Annotated in this window: 16 protein-coding genes; 8 read left to right on the top strand and 8 right to left on the bottom strand. The window is 64.0% G+C overall.

Features of this window, described 5'->3' with window-relative positions; translation table 11 throughout:
• Positions 1–110 precede the first annotated feature (110 nt).
• The 3 genes from ACFCU0_RS08735 (at position 111) to ACFCU0_RS08725 (ending at position 3554) form a co-directional block, all read left to right on the top strand.
• Complete coding sequence (locus ACFCU0_RS08735; RefSeq protein ID WP_434973281.1) at positions 111–2246, top strand: 3'-5' exonuclease; 2136 nt, start codon at positions 111–113, stop codon at positions 2244–2246.
• Positions 2247–2601: 355 nt separating this feature from the next.
• On the top strand, positions 2602–3210 hold the full coding sequence (locus tag ACFCU0_RS08730) for a short chain dehydrogenase (protein WP_434973280.1): 609 nt from the start codon (positions 2602–2604) through the stop codon (positions 3208–3210).
• Between the two features lie 35 nt (positions 3211–3245).
• Positions 3246–3554: a hypothetical protein gene (locus ACFCU0_RS08725; RefSeq protein WP_434973279.1), complete on the top strand. Its 309-nt coding sequence runs from the start codon at positions 3246–3248 to the stop codon at positions 3552–3554.
• 142 nt (positions 3555–3696) lie between these two features.
• Here the strand turns inward: ACFCU0_RS08725 and ACFCU0_RS08720 are convergent, their stop codons facing one another.
• Both ACFCU0_RS08720 and ACFCU0_RS08715 read right to left on the bottom strand, forming a co-directional pair.
• On the bottom strand, positions 3697–5259 hold the full coding sequence (locus ACFCU0_RS08720; protein ID WP_434973278.1) for a DEAD/DEAH box helicase: 1563 nt from the start codon (positions 5257–5259) through the stop codon (positions 3697–3699).
• A gap of 409 nt (positions 5260–5668) precedes the next feature.
• Complete coding sequence (locus tag ACFCU0_RS08715) at positions 5669–6619, bottom strand: aldo/keto reductase (RefSeq protein ID WP_434973277.1); 951 nt, start codon at positions 6617–6619, stop codon at positions 5669–5671.
• A 401-nt stretch (positions 6620–7020) separates the two neighbouring features.
• Here ACFCU0_RS08715 and ACFCU0_RS08710 point away from each other — a divergent pair, with 401 nt between their 5' ends.
• From ACFCU0_RS08710 to ACFCU0_RS08690, 5 genes are all read left to right on the top strand, one after another.
• A complete protein-coding gene (locus tag ACFCU0_RS08710; protein ID WP_434973276.1) occupies positions 7021–8394 on the top strand; it encodes a sensor histidine kinase in 1374 nt (457 codons plus the stop codon).
• 155 nt (positions 8395–8549) lie between these two features.
• On the top strand, positions 8550–10145 hold the full coding sequence (locus ACFCU0_RS08705; RefSeq protein ID WP_434973275.1) for a sodium:solute symporter family protein: 1596 nt from the start codon (positions 8550–8552) through the stop codon (positions 10143–10145).
• On the top strand, positions 10142–10840 hold the full coding sequence (locus tag ACFCU0_RS08700; protein WP_434973274.1) for a trimeric intracellular cation channel family protein: 699 nt from the start codon (positions 10142–10144) through the stop codon (positions 10838–10840). Before ACFCU0_RS08705 ends, ACFCU0_RS08700 begins: the two co-directional genes overlap by 4 nt.
• A 285-nt stretch (positions 10841–11125) precedes the next feature.
• Entirely contained in the window at positions 11126–12322 is a 1197-nt protein-coding gene (locus tag ACFCU0_RS08695) for a DUF1152 domain-containing protein (RefSeq protein WP_434973273.1), read from the top strand.
• Positions 12323–12434: 112 nt separating this feature from the next.
• Positions 12435–13046, top strand: a complete 612-nt coding sequence (locus ACFCU0_RS08690) for a class I SAM-dependent methyltransferase (protein WP_434973272.1) — start codon at positions 12435–12437, stop codon at positions 13044–13046.
• A gap of 16 nt (positions 13047–13062) precedes the next feature.
• Here the strand turns inward: ACFCU0_RS08690 and ACFCU0_RS08685 are convergent, their stop codons facing one another.
• The 6 genes from ACFCU0_RS08685 to ACFCU0_RS08660 all read right to left on the bottom strand — a co-directional run bounded on the left by ACFCU0_RS08685 (position 13063) and on the right by ACFCU0_RS08660 (position 20407).
• On the bottom strand, positions 13063–14127 hold the full coding sequence (locus ACFCU0_RS08685) for a hemin-degrading factor (protein ID WP_434973271.1): 1065 nt from the start codon (positions 14125–14127) through the stop codon (positions 13063–13065).
• 135 nt (positions 14128–14262) lie between these two features.
• A complete protein-coding gene (locus ACFCU0_RS08680; protein ID WP_434973270.1) occupies positions 14263–15087 on the bottom strand; it encodes a heme ABC transporter ATP-binding protein in 825 nt (274 codons plus the stop codon).
• Positions 15088–15192: 105 nt separating this feature from the next.
• On the bottom strand, positions 15193–16251 hold the full coding sequence (locus tag ACFCU0_RS08675; protein WP_434973282.1) for a FecCD family ABC transporter permease: 1059 nt from the start codon (positions 16249–16251) through the stop codon (positions 15193–15195).
• A 239-nt stretch (positions 16252–16490) separates the two neighbouring features.
• A complete protein-coding gene (locus ACFCU0_RS08670; protein ID WP_434973269.1) occupies positions 16491–17417 on the bottom strand; it encodes a heme/hemin ABC transporter substrate-binding protein in 927 nt (308 codons plus the stop codon).
• Between the two features lie 125 nt (positions 17418–17542).
• Positions 17543–18202, bottom strand: coding sequence for an HmuY family protein (locus ACFCU0_RS08665; protein WP_434973268.1), 660 nt, complete (start codon positions 18200–18202; stop codon positions 17543–17545).
• A gap of 72 nt (positions 18203–18274) precedes the next feature.
• The gene (locus ACFCU0_RS08660; RefSeq protein WP_434973267.1) at positions 18275–20407 is read right to left on the bottom strand and encodes a TonB-dependent receptor plug domain-containing protein; all 2133 of its coding nucleotides are present in this window, start codon (positions 20405–20407) and stop codon (positions 18275–18277) included.
• Between the last annotated feature and the right edge of the window lie 118 nt (positions 20408–20525).

Raw genomic sequence — 20525 nt, 5'->3', positions numbered from 1 at the left:
GGATCTGTCTAGATTTTTTCAGGTGCGAGGACCCAGGAACACCGCCTCCTGGCGCGAATGCGATCCCTTCGCGACTCTTTTCCCCTGTAGACGACGCCCCGAACGTTCGTATGCCGGACCGACCCCTGCCGGACCGACCCCCATGGCTGGATCCCGCCGTTTGGACCGACGGGCAGCGGGCGGCAATCACGTCGGATGCTGGCGCCGTGATCCTGCGCGGGGGGCTTCGATCGGGAAAAACGACGGCGCTCATCGCCCGGACGCTTCGCCACGCCCGTTGCGCTGACGCGGAGGACGCTGTCTACATGATTACCAACACGGCGGTCGGGGCGGTCCGGCTTCGCTCGATGGTCGGAGCGACGGACGCAGGTGGCGGCATCGAGGTCCGTACGGTCCACGAACTCGCCACGCAGGTTCTCCGGGCTCTCGATGCGTCGGAAGACTGGACGCTCTCGGATTCGGACACCGACCGGTCCCGCGTACGTCGAATTCTGTCGGACCTCGGCTATCGCGACCTCAGCGACCGCCCGTACGATGTCTGGCGAGAAATCCGGCAGCGGCGGGCCCGCGGGAGCCATCCCCCGGTCCCGTCGTCTTTTCCTCTCACGGACGACGAAGTGACGGAAGTGATGGAAATGTACTGCGCGTCGATGGACCGAACCCGGACGCTCGATCCGCCGGGCCTGTTGCGCCGCGCGACAGACGCGATGGAGGAGAATAAGCGACGGCCGGTGCGGGTACGCCATCTGCTCATTGACGACGCCGAGAACCTGTCGCCCGTTGAGGTGGGCTTTCTCCGGATGCTGGAGGCCGATTCGGTCACGGTCGCCATGAACCCGGATGCATCCGTGATGGCATCGCTCGGCGCAGACCCCTCGGCGGTGGAGGAATGGATGACTGACTGGCCCACAGCGCACGAGGTCGACCTGGCTCGAAAGAAGAGTCGCACGCCCATCCTGGAGGCGGCAGAGCGCGTGCTGACCGACGCGGCCGGCCGTGATACGGGGAAGGGCGACGGGAAGGCAGACGCGATACAGATGTTTACCGCTCCGTCTGCAACGGCCGAGCGGGAGCGCGTGGCCCAGGCGATCCGGGAGGTCATCGACCGCGAGGAGTACGCCCCCGGCGACGTGGCTGTACTCGCGCCGACGGAGTCCCTTCGCGACGAATGTGCCGCGACGCTGCGCGGGAACGATCTTCCGGTCGATGTGCTCGCGTCGCCGTGGCATGGGCAGGCGGCTATTCTCGATATTCTATCGTATCTCGTCGTTCTGCTAAATCCGAATGACAACGCCCACCTGTTTCGTGTCATCAACCGGCCGTCTCGCGGCATCGGTCGAAAAACGAAGGAGCGGATTCGTGCGTACGCGGCCGAGAATAACCTGTCGGCCTGGGACGCGATCGAACGGGCCCGATCCGATGGGGCCTTGACCAGCCGGGCGCGACGCGTCCTCGGCCGGTTTCGCGATCTCGTCGAGCCGCTGATCGGGGAGGCCCGCCGCGCTTCGGCGGAAGAGACGGCCCGGGCCGTGCTTGCCGAGACGGAGCTACTGACGCCGGTCACACGGGGACGGACCCGGGAACAGATCGAGCGGGAGGAGCAGATCGAGCGTTTTCTGCAGACCCTCCCGGATGCAGGTGACATCGAGGCACTGCGCGCATTTCTTGACCGTGTGGCTCTGGGCTACGCACCGGGGCAGCCGACCGGTATCCGGGTGGCCACGATCCGAGCTGCCCGGGACACGACTGTTCCGGTGGTGTTTGTCGTCGGGCTGGAGGAAGGAGAATTGCCGGCGGGCCATGCCGTGCGGCGCGAGTCCCTGCTGGCGGAGGAGCGACGACGGCTCGCGGTGGCCATCTCTCGCGGGACATCGACCACCGTGCTTTCGTGGTCGCAAAGTCGCGGCAGCGGACGGCGCGAAGAGCCGACGTCGCGGTCCCGCTTCTGGAGCAACGTCGGGTCGATTCCGACGTATCGACCCCAGACGGAGGATGCCGAAGATTACCGGACGAGCCTTCGATCGAAACAGGCGTCGTCGACGTCATCCCCCCAGCCGACGGAGGAGGACGCGAACGCGATCCGGCCCGGGCAGCGCGTCCGACACGCAAAGCTCGGGAGCGGCGTCGTGGATCACGTCGAACAGGACGAGAAGCAGCACGTAGCCACGGTGACGTTCGATAAGCGCGGGACGAAGACGCTCAACCTGAAGTACGCCTCACTCACGATCTTGGAAGATGGGGGGTGAGGGGGAGAATGGGAGAGAGGGGGAAGGGGGGAAAGCGCGAAAGGGGGAAAGTGGGAAAGGAGACTTGATGCGTTGTACGGTCCCGGCGGCCCCGGCGGCAGGTGCCGAAACCGTAGGGACTCCGCCTGATGTGATTCGTACAGCAGGGCTTTTTCGGGGTCAGTATTTTGGTTCAAGGTTCCGAGGTTAGCGTTTGGCTATTCGCAATCCAAAACCCCCAATTCCACATCCCCAACGCACCAACGATCCAACGCGATAACGATCCAACGCGATAACGATCCAACGCACCAACGATCCAACGCAAAAACGATCCAACGCGATAACGATCCAACGCAAAAACGATCCAACGAAAAAAATGACCATCTTACTGATTGGCGCGAGTGGGACCATTGGCTCGGCGGTGCATGACGCACTGGCGGGCGACCATGATGTGGTCCGGGTCGGGCGAACGAGCGGGGACATTCGCATGGACATGGAAAGCCCCGAGTCGATTCGCGACATGTACGAGGAGGCGGGGGCCTTCGACGCGGTGGCGTGCGCGGCCGGGAATGCGGCCTTCAACCCGCTGGACGAGTTGAGCGAGGACGACTTCGGCCTCAGCATTCAAAGCAAGCTGATGGGGCAGGTGAACCTTGTCCGCTACGGTCTTCCCCACTTGGGCAATCCCCGGAAAGCGTCATTCACGCTGGTGAGCGGCATTCTGAGTCAGCAGCCGATGCCGGGCAGTGCCGCCATCAGCATGGTCAACGCCGGCCTGGAGGGGTTCGTCCGCGCCGCTGCACTGGATACGCCGGATGGGGTGCGCGTCAATGTCGTGAGCCCGCCCTGGGTGAGCGAGACGCTGGAGGAAATGGGGGAAGATCCGTCCGACGGCGTGCGTGCCGCGGTCGTCGCGAAAGCGTACGTCGACAGCATCACCGGATCAGCAAGCGGCGACGTCTTGGACGCTCGCGACTACGCCTGATTCGTGCGCCCGTCCCCTTGGAGCTCACAGCGACCATGAACGAGCGATTTCATCAGCGCCGGCGTCTCATCGACGAAATGAACCGGCTGGCGGAAACGGTTCTCCCGTCTCGGGCGACCGAAGACCACCGGTACCCCGTCTCGGATGACCACTGCTTCAAGCGGATCGCGTTTGACGCAGCCGCCGGCGGCTTGTGGAGTGCGTCGATCCGCCGGCCGTTCTACCGATACGCCACGGATGAAGAGGTGCGGACCGCCATTCGGATTCTCGAGGAGATGGCCGACGACCCGGAGCGGGCCATTTCCCTCAACCGGGCATCCCTGTCCTATCGACGCACATCGTAATAGCGCCGTCCGGCACCTTCTCACACGACGAGGGTGGACGTTCGAGGGGACGAACACACCCCGGAGGACAGAGAAACGAAAAACGCCCTGCTCCGGGTAGAGGCCGGAACAGGGCGAGGCTACTACACAATGCGTCGCGTCGCTATTCCACGCGAACGCGGCGGTTGCCGATTTTGTAGAGGCCGCTCTTCGCAAGGACCTGGTCGACGTACTGCGCGGGGACGTCGATCATCGTGTGGCCACCCTGAATGTCGATTTTGCCGATCGATCCACCGGGAATGCCGGAGCCTCCGGCGATGCTGCCGACGACCTGTCCCGGTCGCGTGCCGTTCTTTCGGCCGGTATTGAGCTTTAGTCGGACCATGCCATCCTCGTGGGAGTCGCGGACGCGCTCCGCGGACGCCTCCTCCGACTCTGCATGGGAGCGCGAGCGAGCAGCTTTGAGCGCTGCGGCGGCGATGTCGACGGGATTCCGTCCCTCGTTCATCAGTTCGTGGACAATTGCTTTCTCCCGACTCCAGTCGTCGGCGTCCACCCACTCGCCAATCTCCGCGCGAACCTGCGCGTCCCGATGGGCCTGAACATCGGCTTCCGTTGGGAGCTGGTGGGTTGCGATGTCGCGCTTCGTGTATCGCTCGATCTTGCGCAGGCGCTTACGGCGATTGTTGGGAACGAGCGAGATGGCGGTCCCGGATTTCCCGGCACGGCCCGTCCGCCCGACCCGATGGACATACACCTCCGGGTCCGTCGGCAGTTCGTAGTTGAAGACGTGTGAGATGTGGTCGATGTCGAGCCCGCGCGCTGCGACATTGGTGCCGACGAGCACATTGATCTGACCGTTGCGGAAGCGGTTGAGCATCTTCCGTCGTTCGTACTGCTCCATCTCGCCGTTCAGGGCGCCGGCGTCGTGGCCCTGCGCTTGAAGCTGATCGGCAAGGCGAAACGTGTCGGCCCGGGTCCGGGCGAAAACGATGGCGCTGTCGATTGCCTCGGTCTGCAGGAGCCGTACGAGGGCGTCGAGCCGATTCCGCTTCGAAACGAAGTAGGCCCGCTGCTCGATGTTTTCGGCGGTCCGGTTCTTCGCCTTCAGGCGGCAGGTCTCGGGATTGTCGAGGTGCTTCGACGCCAGCCGCTCGAAGCTGCGCGACATGGTGGCGGAGAAGAAGGCCGTTTGCCGATGGTTCGGCGTCGCGGACAGAATCGCCTCAATGTCGTCGATGAAGCCCATGCTGAGCATCTCGTCGGCTTCGTCCAGCACGGCGACCTCGACGCCGCTCAAGTCGATCAGCCCCTTGTTGATCAGGTCAAGAAGTCGTCCCGGCGTGCCGACGACGACGTCCACCCCCTGCTTGATTCGGCCGATCTGCTTGCGGTATGACTGTCCGCCGTAAACGGCGAGAACACTCATGCCGACGTTTGAGCCATAGGACTTGGCGGATTTCGCAACCTGAACGGCGAGCTCGCGGGTGGGGCAGAGGACGAGTCCGCGGATGGTACCGGTGCCGCCCCCGAGGTGGTGGAGCATTGGGAGCGTGAAGGCAGCGGTTTTGCCGGTGCCGGTCTGCGCCTGACCGACGACGTCGCGTCCGGCGAGAAGCGAGGGGATGAGCGCGGCCTGGATGGGCGTCGGCGTATCGTATCCGAGTTCGTTGACCGTCGCGATGAGATGGGAGTTGAGGCCCAGGGAAGCAAAAGACGTAGACATGCAGAGGAAAGTCGTGCAGAAAGAAGGCGGGGCGAGCATCGGGATTCGCGCTCCACACAATCGAAACGCTCCGCGTCTTCGTCCTGCAGGTACAAGCCTCATCATCGTCTTCGGGACGACCGGCTCCAAACGAGTCGGACGACCCAGTTCGCGGCAACAGAGTCATTTACGTCCCTGCGACCGGAAAAGGTGCACCCGGACCGTCTGCTTCGAGTGAATTGGGTGGGGTTTCGTTTAGGGTTCAGGGTTCATCGTTCAGCGTTCAATGTTCAGCGCGGTGCAGAATGCCACCGTCAGACCTCAACAACTGCCCCCAGACGTCTGCGCCTTTCAAAAAACCCACCGCCCGGAGCAATCCAGGCGATGGGAGCATCCGCGTTGAACGTCGAGGTTTAACCTTCGCCCTGCTCTATCCCCACAGGTCCTGCATGCTGTAGGGACTTCCTTCCATGGCGAAGAAGGATCCATCCACGTAGCGGCGCCCGCGGCCGAGACCCGCGATGCGTTCCATGTCTTCATCTGTCAGTTCGACCTGCGTGCTGGCCAGGTTTTCCTTGATCCGGCCCTCATTCACCGATTTCGGGATGACGGCCGTGCCGCGATGCATCGCCCAGCTGATCAGGACCTGCGCGGCTGTGGCGTTGCGGTCGTCGGCAATCTCTGCGATCACCGGGTCGTCCAGCAGAATCGGCTCGTCCTCCGCCTTCATTCCGTCGGGGCGGTCCTTCGAGCCGAGCGGCGAGTAGGCGGTCAAATGGATGTTGTTATTTCGCGCGAAATCGAGCATCTCCGTCTGCTGCAGGTACGGATGCAATTCGATCTGATTCATCTCCGGCGTATGATCCGCCGTCTCCACGAGCGACTGGAGCTTCTGAATGTTGAAGTTCGACACGCCGATGTGCTTGGCCAGGCCGGCGCCAACGAGTTCTTCCATCGCCGCCCATGTCTCGTGTAGCGGGACGTCGTCCGTGCTCAGGAAGTCCTCCGGCCCCTGCGGAATGTCGGTGCCGGGCTTCAGCGCGACCGGCCAGTGCATCAGGTAGAGGTCGATCGAATCCAACTGCAGATCGGTTAGCGTCTCTTCCAGCGCCGGACGGACATCCTCCGGACGGTGGGAGTCGTTCCACAGCTTAGAGGTCACCCACACGTCATCCGCGTCGACCACTCCACTCGCGACGGATTCAGAGAGCGCGCGCCCGACTTCCGGCTCGTTCCCATAGATAGGTGCGCAGTCCACGTGCCGGTAGCCGGCCTCCAGCGCGACCTTGACCGCCTCGTAGACCTCCCCGGGGGCGGATTTCCAGGTTCCGAGGCCGAAGATCGGCATCTCGTCGTTGTCCGCGAACGAAAGAGTCTTCATAGCAGATACAGGGTCGGTGTAGAAGAGGAGCGTCGAGTGGGTCGCGCATCAGGCACGGCCGTCTATCCGTCCTTCGATGATTCTGCCGTGCTGCGTACATCACAATACGACGTGTACGGAAGTGAAAACGTAAGCCGTCGCCAGTTGCTTCGTAACGATGTTCTGAGGGGGCGGGGATTGGATGATCTTTCTGTGATGCAGGACGGACGTTTTCCCGGAAGAGGCCCTCAGACATGTTTACAGACCTGTTTGGCCGATAAACCGTATTATCAAGAGAGGGGGCCGATTATGTCGGTGTCCCATTTCCTTGCGGAAATGCTGGCAGGTACTGTATTGTGCGATGCTGGCGAAGCAGCGGCGATCGGCTTCGTCCTCTTCTTGGTTGTTCGGGAGGCCCGACGATGAATGCGGTTGTAGATCTTGACATTGGCACGCTGATGTTCAGCCTGTCCATGACGATGTGGATGGCGACGGCGCTCATCGGCATGTTCTGGTGGCGACACCGGGAGCAGGTCTCCGGCCTCGGCTGGTGGTCCGTCGCCGCCGCCTCCATGGCGCTGGGGAGCGTGCTGGTTCTGCTTCAGGACCACACGATCGACTTCATCTCGCTGGCTGTCGCGAATACCCTGGTTCATGCCGGAGCAAATGGCGTCGCTCTTGGTCTGCATCGATTCCAGGATCGCCCGATCGGCGTGTGGGGATGGATTTCCGGGGGCGTCTTTGCGGTCACCACGGCGGTGTTCGTCCTTTCGTCGTTGACCGGCCGTCCGGAGTTCGGGATTCGCCTGATGACGTCGACCGCTTGTCTCGCCGTGGCCATGATCTTTACGCTGGCCGGCACGACCTCATCCTTCCGACGGACCCTGCCGGGCGGGCTGCTGACCGCGGCGGCCGTCCTCACGATCGTCGTTGCACCCGTTCGCATCGTCTACATGGCGCTTCATCTGGAAGACCGGCCGCTCGCCGTCATCCAGCAGGATCCCGTGCACAGCCTGTTCGTGCTGGCCTACTTCATGGCGGGGATCGTCGTCGTGTTTGCACTCAGCCTTACCGTGCCGTCCTGGCTCCGACGGCGGGAACGCGAGCTCGCGGGACGAATCGACATGCTGTACCGGGAGATGAGCCACCGCGTGGGTAACAACTTGAACGTCATCCTGAATTACCTGGACATGGCGCAGCAGGAGAGCACGGACGAACACAACCGCTCGGTGCTGGCGCAGAGCCAGAGCATGGTCATGGCGGTGAGCACCGTTCACTCGGCCCTGGGAAGCCGCCGGGACGAAGAAGGCGGCCTCCCGCTTCACGACCACATCGAACTGCTAACGGACCAGATCCTGCGCAGCTTCCGGGAAGCCGACATCGAGCGCGACCTTGACCTCGATCCCGTCTACACTGATGCGCGGACGCTGAAGAACTGCGTGCTCATCGTCAATGAGTTGATAACGAACGCATGCAAGTACGCGTTTCAGGGAGATGGCCAAACAGACGCCCTTCGCGTGTCCCTGTCGGCACGTCCGTACACGCGTGGCAGGCAGGAGGTGGTACTGGAAGTGGCGGACAACGGCCCCGGGCTGTCCTCGCCCTGGGCCGGCGGGGTGGCGGAAGGGACCGGGTTCGGGCAGGCCCTGGTCTCGCACTGCGCCGAGGACATGAACGGCGTCGTCGATGTGAACTCGGACGGGGAGGGGACCCGCGTGCGAGTCACGTGCCGCGTCCCGGATCCCCGCGGCGATGACGCTCCCGAGGCGCCTGAGGCGGTTGCCGGTGCTCCGTGAGCGGATACACCATCCGCGGGCGGTGCCTACCCGGTTCTTCGCGTGCGTACTTCTTCGCGTGCGTACCAATCCGGTGAGGATCCGCGTCGGCGTTTGACGGGCAACGGCGTACAGGATACGCTCTCGTACGCCCTCCGCCCTACGAGCCCGCTGTCATGTCCGACACCACCATCTACTGGGTCTTCGCCATCCTCTTTCTCGGGAGTATGGTCGGGATCGGCGCCTACCAGTTTTTCGGCCTGCGGTCGGTGGACGATCGCGATGAGCGCGCCTTCGACTTCTGGATCGGCGAGGGCGACGTTCCGGGCTGGTGGACGGCTGCGTCCCTCGCGGCCGGGTGGCTCCTTCTGGGCTGGATGACGTGGCAGATGTACCTCTGGTACACCTACGGCGCCGGGGCCATCTGGCTATTTACCGTCCCGTGGATCCTGTGCACCGTCGGGCTGCTCTTCGTCCCCACGCTCTTCCGGAGGTTTCCCGGCGTATCGATTCCTGAAATCCTGCGTTTCCGGTTCGACCGCCTCACGCAGACGCTCCTCGGCCCCGTGCAGAGTTTTGCCTACCTGACATGGCTGGCCGCCGAGATCTACGTTCTGAGCGCCGTACTGTCGCGTCCCCTGGAGGTCGAGGTCATCACGATGGCTGTCATCGTCAGCTGCACGTTCGGCACCTACGTCACGCTCGGCGGATTCCGGTCGGTCCTCCGCACGGACCTCATACAGTTTGGCTGCGCCGCCGTCATGCTGGCCGCGCTCACCGGGTTCGGCATCCAGGAAGCGGTCCGCCGCGCCGGCAGCCTCGCCGCCATCGTGCCGACCATCAACGAGACGCCGCCGATGTACGCCGATCACTTCTGGGACTGGGACTCACCGGGCCTCTCGTACATGATCGCCGCCGTCGTCATCTATACACCCGGGTTCATCACGCTGCAGGGCGCGTGGCAGCGAATCATGGCCACCACCGACGAGAAGGAGGCCGCCACGGGCATGTGGTGGAACGTCGGGTTCAACGTCATTATCGTCGTGCTCATGCCGACGCTGATCGCCGTTGCCGCTCTCGTCATCTTTCCCCCGGTCGGCGGAGAGGTACCGGATGCTGTCGGGAGCTACGGCTACTTCATTTTCTCGTCTATGATCACCGAGCTCTTCGCAAACCCGCTCGTCGCCGGCGCGCTCATCGTTGCGCTCATGGGGATGGCGCTCTCCTCGGTCGACACCTACGTCAACGTGTGCGCCATGAACCTCACGAAGGATGTCCTGGAGCCGCTCGTATTTGAGCGCTACGACGTCAGCGGGACCACGCGCCTGAACGTGGGCAGGGGCGTGACAGCCGGATTCATCGGTCTCGCGTTGCTTTGGGCCTTCGAGTTTCCCGGCCTGTTCGACATGTACTTTCTGTCGAGTGCCCTTCTTTCAGCGACCACTGCAGTGGCTGTGTTCAGTGTGTTCTCGAAAAAAACGACGACCCTTTCCGCCTATCTCGCGATTATCCTCGGAACGGTGGGCACATTCCTGTTTTTCTTCCTGGAAAAATCGGAGCTATTGTTCTGGTTGCCTGGCTGGCTGACCGACTCCGGGCTGGCCTACGGGGTCATCGGCCTGGCGATGGCCGTGACCGGTATCGCGGTCGGCATCGTTTACGGCACGCCGCCGAGTGACCGCGTACTCGCCCGGTACGACGGTGCGTACTTCTCGGGTCGACGCGAAATGTTTGAAATGAACCTCCGCATGAAGGAGGAAGAATCTGGATGACGGACCTTATCTGGTTGCACGGCGAATCCTGGGCACAGGTCGCCCAGGTCGCGGAGGCCGTGACGGCCTCGCCCGGAGACGTGCTGTACGCGCTGGACCTGTTTGGAACGATCGTATTTGCCATATCAGGGGCGCTCGCCGCTGGTCGTCGGCACATGGACGTGTTCGGCGTCGTTGTCATCGCTGCCGTCACCGCCGTGGGAGGGGGAACGACGCGCGACCTTCTCCTCGACCGGCACCCGGTCTTCTGGATCGATGACGGGCTGTACCTGGTCGTCATCGTAGGCGCGGCGCTGGTCACCTTCTTTTACACCCGATACGTCCGTCCGCCCGACAGCGCGCTCCTGTACGCGGACGCATTCGGGCTGGCCGTGTTTGCCGTGGTCGGTGCACGCGTCGCCCTGGATCACGGAGCCGGGCCCGCCATCGTTGTACTGATGGCCGGCATCACGGCAACGGTAGGCGGCATGATCCGCGACGTTTTGTGCGACGAGACGCCGTTGATTCTCCGCCGGGAGATCTACGCCACCGCCGCGTTGGGTGGGGGAGCGCTGTACCTCGGCCTCCAGAGCCTCGGCCTCGGCGCCTGGGGAGCGGCGAGCGCCACCATCGTCGCCGTCACGCTCCTCCGCCTCGCCGCTCTGAAGTGGACGCTGCACCTGCCGTCGTTCCGGATTGGGGATTCGTCCCGATAAGCAGCGACGGTGCAGCAGGTTGTATCCCCTTCCGCAGGAAAGGCTGCAACGCGTCATTGTACGACTGGCAGATTGCCATGTACGGCTCCGAGGCGGACGTCCGTTTCGCTGCAGAAAACGTGCAGGACGCTCTTCAAAATGTGCATAACGTGATCAGGATTGAACGCACATGTTACCTGTCGAGAACGTATCGAGTCCGTCGCACGCAGGGCCTCTTTCCCTGCAACCCGATCGACCGCTAACGATTCGGTGTGTCCACGTTTTCTTCAAATGTCCTAGCACGCTGTGGACCACGTCAAAGACACACTCATTTTTGCCGGCGGTGGCGGTGGAGACGCGCTCGCTGCCCTCATGATTGCCGACACGCTGGGACTGGATCCGAAGCGGACGGCGTTTGCGACGCTCGTCTGGGAGCGAACTCTGTTCGACCCTGAGCCCGGCCCTCGCGCGCCGGAAGACTTTGAAGCGATCGAGGCGGTCGGCGAGCACAACCATCGCATCACGCCCTCCAGCCGCCTGCGCGGGGATCGGACGACCTTCGTCCCGCGGCTCGCCGAGTCGTTCGGCGTGGCCTACTACCTCATGGATGTGACGCGCGGCCCCGAGCGGGTGCGAACGCAGATCACCGAACTGCAGCGTCGCCTTGGCTTCGAGAAGGTGCTCGTCGTGGATGTGGGCGGCGACATCCTCGCACGCGGGCACGAGGAGATGTTGCGGAGCCCGCTCGCGGACGGCCTTGCGCTCGCCGGCACGCACGACCTGGATGCAGATGTCCGCGTGGTGGTTTCGGGGATCGGGCTCGACGGGGAGCTGTCGCCAGAGGACGTGGAGGATGTCCATCGCGACCTGATCGCGGACAATGACACGGTGGAGACGGACGTCATTACGCCGGACACGGCCGCACGATTCGCGTCGGCGTTCCGGTGGCTGCCGTCGGAGGTGTCGGGGTTGACTACGGCAGCAGCGCTGGGGCACCGGGGGATTGCGGAGATCCGGAGCTCCGGTCTCCGCGTTGAACTGTCGGACGAAAGCCGCACCGTACGGTCGTTCACGCACGAGGACGTGTATCGACGGAATGAGATCGCCGAAGCCTTCGGCGGAGCCACCTCTATTCAGGCGTGCGAGACCGTCCTGAATGACTTCGGCCGAACGTCGGAACTGGAGTTCGAGCGGCGTTCCCGAGAACGCCTCCAAGAGTCTGCCTCTGCGCGATCCGACGGCAATCTTCCGATGGAAGACCTCGAGCGCGAACTCCTGGCCTACTCGTCCTCCGTAAACGATGAGGACGTGCAGTACCTCAGCATCCGCCGCATCGCCAAAGTGCTGGATCTGCAGCGGCACGAACTGGAGGCCTTCAAGACCTACCTCGCGCATCAGCACGGCGATCGCTTCCAGCCGCCGATCTGGACGTGCTCGGCCGGCGCGGCGACCGCCATTCCCGACATCGAGGTCGACGCCACGTACGCAGCCTCGGGTACGTAAGGGGTCGAGTGATGTCGGTCTGTATGTGTGCAGGGTCGGGAGGGATACACGTTGGCGATGGATGCGTACGCTCTGCACATGGAATCGCGAACCTTAAACGTTTGTCCTCCTCGTGTCGCTTTATAAGAAGCTTTTCGCGCACAGCCTGGCGCTCGGCGACGAGACGCAGCACCGTCTCTACGGCGACCGGAAGCGGCAGCTCTTTGCCGACCTGGAGGGCACGGTCGTAGAAATCGGGCCCGGGACCGGCGTCAACCTGCCGTATCTCCCTGATCACATCCGGTGGATCGGTCTCGAGCCGAATCGTCACATGCACGATCTGCTGCGCCCTAAACTGCAAGGGCGAGAGATCGACGCGGAACTTCGGACCAACCCGGCGCAGGATACCGGCCTGCCGGATGCGAGCGTCGACGCGGTGATCAGTACGCTCGTGCTGTGCTCCGTGCCCCATCTCGACGAGACGCTCGCCGAGGTTCGGCGCATCCTTCGCCCGGGTGGGCGGCTCTACTTCATCGAGCACGTCGCCGCGGAACCGGGTCGATGGCTACGCTGGCTGCAGTCCGGGATCCGTCCCCTCTGGCAGCCCCTGGCCGACGGCTGCCGGCCCGACCGAGATACCGGGACGGCGCTCGATCAGGCCGGATTTGCCGAGGTCAACGTTGAGCGGTTCGATAGCGGCCTCCCCGTCGTGGCGCCGCACATCATCGGGACCGCGGTACGCTGAACAGGAGGCAGCGACGCTATGCCCGGAGGTCGTCCAGGATGGCGCGCCAGTCTTCCCGCTCGGGAATCCCGGGCTTCCGCTTCCCGAAGAACCTTGCGATCGGCCAGCCGTCGGCATCGTAGAGCTCAAGAGATGTCACCGTGCCGTCGCTGGTTGGCTTCTCGACGACCCACGCCCGGTCGATCATCGTCTCGTTCAGGTGCAGGTTGAAGCCCGGATCCAGTACATTGTACCACGGGCCGGTCTCCTTCAGCTTTTTCACCGGTCCGCTGTGGATCTGCAGGCACCCTTTGTTGCCGACAAAGACCATGATCGGCACCTCGCCGTCGCGAGCCGCCTGAAGCGTGAACCGTAGCGCTTCCGCCGGCACGGGCGTCGTGAAGCGTCCTTCAGCCAATCCGAGCGCCTCCGTTCGACCGATGTCGTAATCGCGCAGGAGCGGGAAGAAGTCGTGCGTGTCTTCGAGCTCTGCCCACGCCTCAAGGAAGTTCTCCGCGTCCGTCTTCGAGACCGTCGAGGCCTCGTCGCTGTCCGCATCCGATTCTGCCGAGACCGTCTGCTCGGGCGACTGGTCGTCGTGCCGGTATTTCTGCACAAGCCCGTCGTACGCCTCGCGGTCGCTCTTGCGCGTGAGGTACACCTTGTGGACGGCGGTCCCGGCGGCGTCGAAGAACTGGAGCGCATGGCGCGTACCGGCCTTCGTCTCTTGCTCGACGGCGAACCCGTAGTGCCAGTGATTAAGGAAGAGGCGGAGGTCGATATCGTCGTCCAAGACGAGGCCGACGTGGCTGTCCTCGGGAAAGTTCGTATTCTGGTAGAGTCCCGTTTTCTCGTGGACGGCTGCATCGTTGCGGGTGAGCGCCATGACCGGGCCGAGGGTTTCAAGCTCGCCCAGAAGGGCGCGCCATGAGCCGCGGAGGCGTGTCACGTGGTCCCCGCATCCGGTGGCCAGAAGCTCGACTTCACTCACACCGAGATCGGCGGCGGCGTTGCGGGCATACGTGTTCGGGTTCTCCTGCCGGTACTCGCGCCACCGGGTGCGCAGGTCGTTGGAAGCATGAACGTCGGAGGTCGAAGGCATGAGGGGAATGTGTGAGAGTGTGAAGGTGTGAGTGTATGAACGTGTGAACGTGTCAACGTGTCAACGTGTGAGCGCATTACATTAACGGACAGACGCATCAACGCATGAACGTATAAGGCTGTATGGGAATGACGGTCATGCCGCTCGGTGTTCTGGGACCTTGGGGATGTCTGTTCCGGCGTAAGGAACGACGAGCGGGCAGTCGTGGCAGGGGTGGGGCTGCACGAGGACGGACACGTCGAAGATGTCTCGGATGAGCGGCGGCGTCAGGACGTCGTCCGGTGGGCCCTGCGCGGCAATAGACCCCTTTCGCATGACGACGACGTGGTCGGCGTACTGGGCCGCCAGGTTGAGGTCGTGGAGCACGGCCAGGACCCCGGCACCTTCTGCGGCAAGGGCCACCGCGATTGAGAGTACGCCGTGCTGGTGGGCGAGGTCGAGGCTCGCGGTCGGCTCGTCGAGCAGGAGGTACCGATGACCGTCGTCAGGCGGGTCCCATACCTGCGCGAGGGCCCGGGCAAGGTGAACCCGCTGCTGCTCGCCCCCGGAAAGCGTAGCGTAATCGCGGTCGGCAAAGTCGGTCATCGCCACCCGGTCGAGCGCGGCGAAGGCGATCTCGAGATCGGACTCCGACTCGGTTGCTCCGCGGACGTGCGGCGTGCGTCCCATCAGGACAACGTCGATGACCGAAAACGAGAACGGAAGGGATACCTTCTGCGGCAGAACGGCCCGGCGGAGTGCCTGTTCGTGAGCGGTAAAGGCAGTCAGCGCCCGGTTATCCATGCGAACGCGACCGGCGGAGGGGACCTGCGTCCCGCTGGCGGTCCGGAGCAGCGTGGTCTTGCCCGCTCCGTTTGGCCCGATGACTACCGTTACGCGCCCGGGCCGCACGCTCGTCGTGACGTCCTCGAGCAGGACGGCCTCGCCGATTCGTACGGTTACATCTCCTACGTCGATCATGGCAGAGGTTCGGTTCGGTGAAAAGAGGTTGGTGCCTGTTCGTTCGGGGGGCGAACCGACCGTCACGGATCACTCGCGACGCGGCTCATCGCCTCGAAGAATTGCTCATAGCACGGGGGAGCGGCCGCGCTGGCGAAGCAGGAGCCAGAGGAAAAAGGGGCCCCCGACGAGTGCGGTCACGATCCCAATCGGAAGTTCTGCCGGGCTCACGACGATGCGTGAGAGCAGGTCGGCACCAACCAGGAGGGTGCCGCCGAGCAACGCCGATCCCGGGAGCAGCATCCGGTGGTCGGGACCGGCGGCGAGCCGGAGCAGGTGCGGCACGACGAGTCCAACGAAACCGATGATCCCGGATACGGCGACGGATGCGCCGACGGCGAGGGCAGCGCCGCCGATGACGACTCGCTTGACCCACTGTGTGTTGATACCGAGGTGCTGTGCCTCCGCCTCGCCGAGGAGCATCGCGTTGAGGGACCGCGCCAGCATGGGGGCGGCGATAACGCAGAGCAGGACACAAGGCCCGACTACGGCCAGAGACGACCACGTCGCCCCGCCGAGGCTTCCGAGGGACCAGAACGTGAGATCGCGAAGCTGATCGTCGTCCGCGATAAAGGTGAGCATGCCGGTTCCTGCGCCGGCCACGGCATTGATCGCGATGCCCGCGAGGAGCATCGTCGCCACCGATGTGCGGCCGTTCGACGTCGCGAGGCGGTAGACCACCACCGTCGCGATCACGCCCCCCGCGAAGGCGGCCAGCGGAAGCAAGACGGCGCTGCTCCACATGGCCGTTGCGCCTGCCGATGCGGCGGGCAGGAGAACGATCGTTGTGACCGCTCCGAGCGCGGCTCCGCTCGACACACCGATCAGTCCGGGGTCGGCCAGCGGATTCCGAAACAGGCCCTGCATCATCGCCCCGCTCACCGACAGGCCGCCGCCGACGATTAATCCGAGGATGACGCGTGGCAGGCGGATGTTCGTCAGAACGAGCGCCTGCCGGGTCTCGAAGCTCCACGGCAGGCTCAGGCCGATCCGGTCCGCCAGGATGGCGAGCACGGCACCGGCCGATATATCGACCGCGCCTGTGCCGAGCGCGAGAATCGCCGTCATGCCGAGCAAAATGCTCAGGCCGGAAAGCCACAGCAGCGTCGTCCGCTGGCGGTGCATCACGGCAACATGCGTGCCTTCTGTTCCAGCGGACGCCTCGCGTCGGACCCATGGGGACGCCCGCCCGGCACCGTCCGCCCCGGTCAAGCGCGGGCCGCTGACCGGACCATCGTCGGTGCCGCGACCGCTTGAAGCCGGATCTGCAGATGGGCTCGGACGGGACGAAACGGATTCGCGTGTTTCCATAGATGCCGAAAGACTCGCCGTGAACGAGGGAGTACCTGCGTCTCGGTAAACAACTATCGGACGCCGGCAGATGAGACGTTCGGGTGGAGCTTCTGTGTGAGCGTCTTTACCGCCTCCCCGAGTCGCGGCCCGAAGCTCAACATGAGCAGGTCGTCCATCGCGACGATCCGGCGATTCTGCCCTGCGGGCGTGAGGGCGATGCCCGGCTCCTCAAGGAGTCCGTCGATCCCGCCGATGCTGTCGAGTCCGCGGTCGAGCATCAGGATCACGTCCGGCTCGGCGGCGGCAACCGATTCGGCGGACATGGGCTTGAACCCCTCAAATCCCGTTACCGCGTTCTCCGCGCCGGCCAGTTCGATCATGGCTTCCGCCGACGTGCCGCGACCCGCCACCTGCATGGTGCCTGCGCCCCGCGCATACACGAACAGCACACGCGGCTCCCGGTCCGAGGAAGCCCGCAGGCGTCGCGCCTGCTCGAGGTCCGCTTCCATCTCGCGGAGTAGACGGTCTGCCGCTTCCTGGCGATCAAGCACGGAAGCAATCGCTCGGATTTTCTCCCGGGCACCGTCCACCGACGACTCCTCCGGGATGACGTAGACGTCGACGCCCGCCGAACGAAGCTGGTTCAGGGTTTCCGGCGGACCGGTTTCCGCCGACGCCAGAACGACCGTCGGCTCCAGCGACAGGACGCCCTCCGCCGGGACGCGCCGAAAATAGCCGACGTCGGGCAGCTTCCGGGCCGCTTCCGGGTACAGGCTGGAGGCGTCTACGCCCACTACGGCATCGCCGGCGCCGAGGGCGTAAACAATCTCCGTCACCGATCCGCCGAGCGATACGATGCGCATGGCGCCCGACTCTCCGTTTGTGCCCGTGGCCGAAGCGGTGTCAGAGTTCTGGGCGGTTAGCGGCGCAGCGGCGCCCGAAAGCGACAGCGCCGCAACAGCCAGACAGGTGATGATACGCGTGAGAAGAGAAGGCATACCGGTCGTAGTTCTCGTCGAAGATGTCAGATGAGAGCGGGGAGAGACCGTTGCGAACCGGACGAATGGGCGTCGCACGGATGCAAGGAGGGCGGCGTCGGCCTCAAGCGTGGCAGCGAGCCCGCCTACTGCAGGCTCGTCCCGTCGGACTGGTAGACGTACTCGAACGTGTAGTAGCGCCCGGGGTGCTGATCCCGGTTCTCCATGGGAATGTCCGGGTTGCCCTGGTAGTAACTCACGATCCGGATTTTGGCAAAGCCGTTTCCGTCGCCCGTGCGGACGATGATCGTGCGGCCGGGAATGGGACGGACGTAGTTATCGCCCCCGGAGTTGTAGGTGTACCAGCCATTGCCGGACCCCGGCGGAACGGCGAACGTGCCCGCGTCCGCGTCGTCGACGATCAGGTCGTCTTCATCGACCATAGCGACCTCCTCAAATCCGAGTTCGGCAACGTATCCGGCGCCGTTGCCGGGGCCGCTCGTCCCGCCGTTGATGAGAATGTTTGTCGACTGCAGTGCGATGTCCCATTCCGTGGAGGTCGAATCATCGACCACGCGGTCTTCGCGGAGACTGTAGAACGTATACTCCCCGGTGCCGACGGGGCCTCGGGGGCCAATGGATGTCGCCGGATCCGCCGGCAGATCCTGCACCGTGATCGGGTCGGTCAGCGTTTCCTGCTCGTCAGACATCGAGTCGGTGCTATCACACCCCGAAATCGTCAGCACGAGCGCGAGGCCCAGAATCAGGGTGGGGAAAGAACGAAGCGTAGAGATTACGGTCTTCATGGTAGGTGGGAAAGTGAAACAGGTGATGCGTGAAGTGAACCTTGAGTGGAGGTGCCGACGATTGGGCATCGGTTAGAACGACAGCTTCAACTCGGCGAACCATTCACGCCCGGATAAATGCGGCGTGTGGATCGCATCGCGGTGGTCGGTGACGTTGTTCACCCCGATCACGACAGCATGATCTTGGAATACGGTTTTGGTAAGCACGGCGGCGAGGGTGCCGTGTGCAGGCGCATATTCGGCATCCGTATCGACGATGCCATTGCCGTTGAGATCGGCAAAGCCGTACCGCCCGCGGTACCGTCCTTGAACGGAGGCGGTGAGGCCGATCGGGTTGATCTCGTATGCGAACTGAACGGTTGCCGTATGCCGGGAGCGCCCGGTCAGGCCGCCGTAGTCGCTTTTCGTGACCCGAACATCCCGTCCGGACGCGTTCCGCCGGTATATCCGTCCGGCTTCAAGGTCCTGAAGGACATCCCGGTCTCGGGCCTGAAGGAACGTGTAGCTGATCGTTGCCCGGAGGGCGGACGTGGGCTGAAGCGTCGTCTGCGCCTCGATGCCGCGGGTGTAGACGGATCCGCGGTTGAAGTAGGTGAAGACCTGCTGCCCGTTGGTTTTCGTCGCGACCGGTTGCGTGTCGATCAGGTTGTCAATCTCGTTGTGAAAGAGATTGACCTCGGCCGAGACGGCGTCGACGGGCTGTACCGTTGCGCCGACGTTGAACGCCAGGGATCGCTCGGCTTCCAGGGCGCCTCCCAGCCCGGATGGCTCGCGGAGGAAGGACTGAATCTGACCGTTCTCCTCGATCTCGGCCAGTTCAGACCGAACATATTCCGCGCCGAGCACGGTGTAGCCAACCCGTGCGTTGGTGAAGTTGAGGTACAGCTGGCGGAAGGCCGGTGCTTTGTATCCGCTGCCGACCGATGCCCGCAGGCGGACGGTGTCCGACAGGCGATAGAGCGAAGACAGGCGCGGGCTGAGACGGGTTGCGTAGTCGGTGTGGATGTCAAGCCGGGCTCCGGGGACCACCGTGAGACGCTTCGTCGGCGTCCATTCGTCCTGGACGAAGACGAAGCCGCCGGATCGGTCGCCGACAACGCGGTCGGCGTCGACCGATTCGTGAATGAAACCGGTGCCGGCGGTCAGCAGGTGCCGGCGTCCGAGCGTGGCGGTCCCCTCCACGTCGGCCTTGGTGAAGAGCTGGTTGTAGCCGCTGTTCTCCAGGGTCGCGTTGGCGTCTGTTCGCTGCAGATTCCGCCGCGTATGGTAGCCGGCTGCGTGCACGGATCCGGTCAGTTTCGTGCCGGGGCGCACCGTATGCGTCACTTGCGGGGTTACGCTCCAGTCCGTCCGCTCGGCAGACTCGTCGAACAGGCCGGTTTTGCCCCGCACTTCGACCCGGCTGTTCTGCTGCTCGTGCGTCGCGCGACCCCGAAGCTGGACGTGCGTCGAGTTGCTCAGGTCGCGGCGGACCGAGGCACGCGCCGTGTAGTCCGAGAAGGATGGGACGGTCGGGGACACGGTCTCGGGGACGAGGTCGTATCCGGCCGATGCGTATCGCTGCAGCGTCATGGACGCCTGCGTGCTTCCGCCGCTCTCCGCATGAACGGCCACATCGGAGGTGCCGTGCGTCCCGTACCGGGTCCGGACCTCACCGCCGAGCTTGGCGTCGGGGGTTTTCGTGATGATGTTGACGACGCCTGCAAGCGCCTCACTGCCGTAGAGCGACGACGAGGGCCCGCGAACCACCTCTACCCGCTCGATGCCCCGGACGGAGATCCGGTCGAGATTCAGCGTTCCCGCGGTTCGCCCGACGACGCGCTGCCCATTCACGAGGACGAGCGTGTAGTCGGCGCCGAGGCCCTGAATCTGCAGACCGGCGCCGTGGTCGTAGTTGAGCGTCAGGCCTGGCTGTACCGCGAGGAGGTCCGATAGACGCGTGGCGCCCTGCCGGTCGATGATCTCCCCCGTGATGACCGAAACGGGGACGGAGAGGTCTTCGGGAGCGGTGTAGGTCTTCGTTGCGGTCACCACGAGTTCATCCATTTCCACCGGTGCGCCCAGGGCCGCCGCGGCGCTCGTGTCGTCAGCCGTCGTATCCGGTGTGGCGGTTTCCCCGGATGACTGCGCCGCCGCCCCGGTGACGGTTGCAGCAAGTAGCATCATGCCGACAGCGAAGGCGAGAACCGAGCGAATCGCACGCATCGTATCCTTATCTGGATTAGGTCTAAATAACTATTACTACGATATCGATCGGGGCGTACCTCGTCAACCGGATGGATGGCCTTTTCTGTGAAATAAAAGTTAAGGACAAGTGCGGGCG

Source organism: Longibacter sp. (assembly GCF_051155795.1).
Lineage (GTDB): Bacteria > Bacteroidota > Rhodothermia > Rhodothermales > Salinibacteraceae > Longibacter.
Note: the sequence above shows the minus strand (reverse complement) of the source record. Positions and strands in the feature narration are given on the sequence as shown.